Annotated in this window: 4 protein-coding genes; all 4 read right to left on the bottom strand. The window is 69.6% G+C overall.

Translation table 11 applies throughout. From position 1 onward, the window contains the following. The coding region (locus tag AOK08_RS21325) for a PfkB family carbohydrate kinase (protein WP_241827036.1) at positions 1–248 on the bottom strand (248 nt) is incomplete at its 3' end. Beyond that, positions 241–1,056, bottom strand: a complete 816-nt coding sequence (locus tag AOK08_RS21320) for an ATP-binding cassette domain-containing protein (RefSeq protein ID WP_079054173.1) — start codon at positions 1,054–1,056, stop codon at positions 241–243. The genes AOK08_RS21320 and AOK08_RS21325, both read right to left, overlap by 8 nt. A gap of 12 nt (positions 1,057–1,068) precedes the next feature. Then, entirely contained in the window at positions 1,069–2,028 is a 960-nt protein-coding gene (locus AOK08_RS21315) for an ABC transporter permease (RefSeq protein WP_055528443.1), read from the bottom strand. A gap of 7 nt (positions 2,029–2,035) precedes the next feature. Next, entirely contained in the window at positions 2,036–3,106 is a 1,071-nt protein-coding gene (locus AOK08_RS21310; RefSeq protein ID WP_055528441.1) for a sugar ABC transporter substrate-binding protein, read from the bottom strand. Positions 3,107–3,165: the final 59 nt, after the last annotated feature.

The following is a 3,165-nucleotide window of genomic DNA, read 5'->3' as shown; positions in this document are numbered from 1 at the left end:
ACCAGCCGGGCCCGGGCCCGGTCCGCCTCGGCGTCCTCGCCCACCCGGGCGATCATCGCCGTACGAACGCCTCCGGAGGCCGCCGCGGCCGCCTGGTTGGCGCCCTTGCCACCGAGGGTGACGTACGCGGTACGGCCGAGGAGGGTCTCGCCGGGGGAGGGGAAGGCGTCGGCGACGACGACGTGGTCGATGTTCACCGAGCCGATCACCACGACCTGGGGTGACGTGCCCGGCACGGCCTCAGACATGCGTGTCCCCTTGTACGGCCCCGGTGATCAGGCCGACCAACTCGTCACCCGTCGTGGCGGAGACGGCCCGCCGCGCGGCGGTCGTGCCTCGGCGCAGTACGTACGCGGTGTCGGCGACCCGGAGCACCTGCGCCATGTCGTGGCTGATCAGCAGTACGGTCACCGACGCCTCGCGGAGCCGGGCGATGAGCTCCTCCACGGCCGCCGTCTCCCGGACGCCCAGCGCCGCGGTCGGCTCGTCCATGATGACCAGGGTGCGGCCCCAGTTGGCCGCGCGGGCGATGGCGATGCACTGCCGCTGACCGCCCGACATCCGCCGCACGGTGGCCCGTACGTTCGGCACGTTCACGTCCAGCCGGGACAGGATGTCGCTGCTCCGGTCGATCATGGACTTCTTGTCCAGTACCCGGAACGGGCCGAAGCCGCTGGTCAGCTCGTGGTTGAGGTAGAGGTTCTGCCAGACCGGGAGGTCCTCGATGAGGCCGAGGGTCTGGTACACCGTCTCGATGCCCAACTGCCGGGCGTCGTCGGGTGAGTGGAACCGGACCTGCTCGCCCCGGAAGCGGATCTCGCCCGCGTCGTGCGGGTGCACACCGGTCAGACAGCGCACCAGCGTGGACTTGCCCGCGCCGTTGTCGCCGAGGAGTGCGGTGACCTCGCCGGGGGCCAGCTTCAGGTCCACGCCCTGGAGCGCGTGGACCGCGCCGAAGGACTTGCGCAGCCCGGTGATCTCCACCAGGGGGGAAACGACTTCACTGGTCTGGGCGGAGGCGGATGTGCCCGTCACACGGGCCGGAGTGTCCGTCATGGCTGGCTTCCCCTACTTCTGGAACCGGGAGATGAAGGCCGCGCCGAGTACGACGATGCCGACCGCGATGGGCTGGTAGTACTGCGAGATGCCGAGCAGGGTGAACCCGTTGATGAGGCTCTGGAGCAGCAACGCGCCGGCCACCGTGCCGAACACGGAGGCCTTCCCGCCGAACAGGCTGGACCCGCCGAGGACCACCGCCGCGATGGAGCTGAGCAGCAGGTCGGTCTGGAGGCTGGGGTCGGAGCCGCCCGTGCGGGCCACGAACAGCACGGCCGCGACCCCGCAGGCCAGCCCGGAACTCGCGTACGCGATCAGCCGGATCCGGTTGACGTGGATGCCCACACCCCGCGCGGCCTCGATGTTGCCGCCGGTCGACAGCAGATAGGTGCCGGTACGGGTGCGGTAGAGAAGGAAGCCCACCAGCGCGGCCACCACGAAGGCCAGCACCCAGAACCAGCGCAGCGGGCCGAGGCCGTTGATCGCCAGACCGCGCAGGAAGTCCGAGTTCACGGGGACGGTGTTGCCGCTGGTCAGCAGCAGGGTGAGACCGCTGACCACGGAGAGCGAGCCCAGGGTGACGATGAAGTCGGTCATGTTCAGCCGGGCCACCAGCAGACCGTTCACCACGCCCACCGCCAGCCCGGCCAGCAGGGCCAGGCCGATGGAGACGGTCAGTCCCCAGCCACTGGTGTAGGCGTACCCGAGGACCGCCGCCGACCAGGGCAGGTTGGAGCCCACCGAGAGGTCGATACCGGCGACGGTGACCACCAGCTGCTGGCCCATGGCGAGGACCAGCAGGATCGAGGCCGACACCAGCAGGTCGCTGATGTTGGCCGTGGTGAGGAAGTCGGGCGTGGCGATGAAGAAGACGAGGAACACCACGCCCAGCCCGATCGGGGCGGCGTAGCGTGCCGCCGCCTCGACCGAGAAGTCCAGGCCGAGCCGGCCCGGCGCCTGAGTGTCAGCCATGATCAGATCACTTCCCGGCCGAGGAGAGCGGGTTCTCGAACGGGACGAACGGCTGCGGGGCGGAGCTGGTCGCCTTGTCCACGTTGCTCGCGTCGATCAGGGCGATCGGGGCGACGATCCGGCTGGGCACCTTCTTCTTGGCGACCAGGTCGATGCAGGCCTGCACGGCCAACTGGCCCTCGGCGTACGGGTACTGGGAGATCGTGCCGCTGAGGGTGCCCGCCTTGACCGCCTCCAGCGCGGCGGCGATGCCGTCCACCGAGATGATGGAGACCTTGCCGGTCAGACCGGCGTTGCGGACCGCCTGCGCGGCGCCCAGACCCATGGTGTCGTTGGCGGCGAAGATACCGGTGATCTTCGGGTGGGCCTTGAGGATGGCCTCGGTGACCGTCTGCCCCTTGGCCTGGTCGTAGTCGGCGGGCTGGGTGGCGACGATGTCCAGCTTGCCCGCGACCTTGTCCGTGAAGCCCTTCTGGCGGTTGATGCCGTTCTGCTCACCGGCGATGCCCTGGAGGATGGCCACCTCGCCCTTGCCGCCCATGAGCTTCAGCAGACCCTCGCCCGCCTGCTCACCCGCCGACAGGTTGTCCGAGCCGATGAACGAGGCGTACGACACCCCGGCCTGCTTCGAGGCGTTCGCGTCGATCTGGGTGTCCAGGTTGAGGATCGGGATCTTCTTCTGGGCGACCGGGACGAGCGGGGTGATCACGTTGGTGGCGTTGACCGGTACGACGCCGAAGCAGTTGAAGCCCTGGCCCGCGAGGGTGGAGATCTTGGCGTTCTCACCCGTGCTGTCGGTCTCCGACGCGCCCGCCTGGACCTCCACCTTGACGCCCTGCTTCTTGCCCTCGGCTATCGCGCCGTCGCGCAGCGCCGCCCAGTACGGGTTGGTGAAGTTCCGGGTGACGATGGCGATCTTCGCCTCGCCCGACTTGCTGCCGCTGCCGGAGCTGTCCCCACCCCGGCCGCAACCGGCCACCACCAGCAGCATCGTCGCGGCGGCGGCGACAGCGGTGGCGGAACGGACTCTGCGTGCGGTGCGGTTGGCGGTGGCGGTGGCGGTGGCCTTGGTGTTCATGGGTGTGCCTTTCGTCGCGTCATTGCGTCAAAGCAGGGTGAGGTGAGGCGGGGTGAGGC

Origin of the sequence: Streptomyces graminilatus (assembly GCF_001418565.1) — a bacterium.
Classification (GTDB): Bacteria; Actinomycetota; Actinomycetes; order Streptomycetales; family Streptomycetaceae; genus Streptomyces; species Streptomyces graminilatus.
Note: the sequence above shows the minus strand (reverse complement) of the source record. Positions and strands in the feature narration are given on the sequence as shown.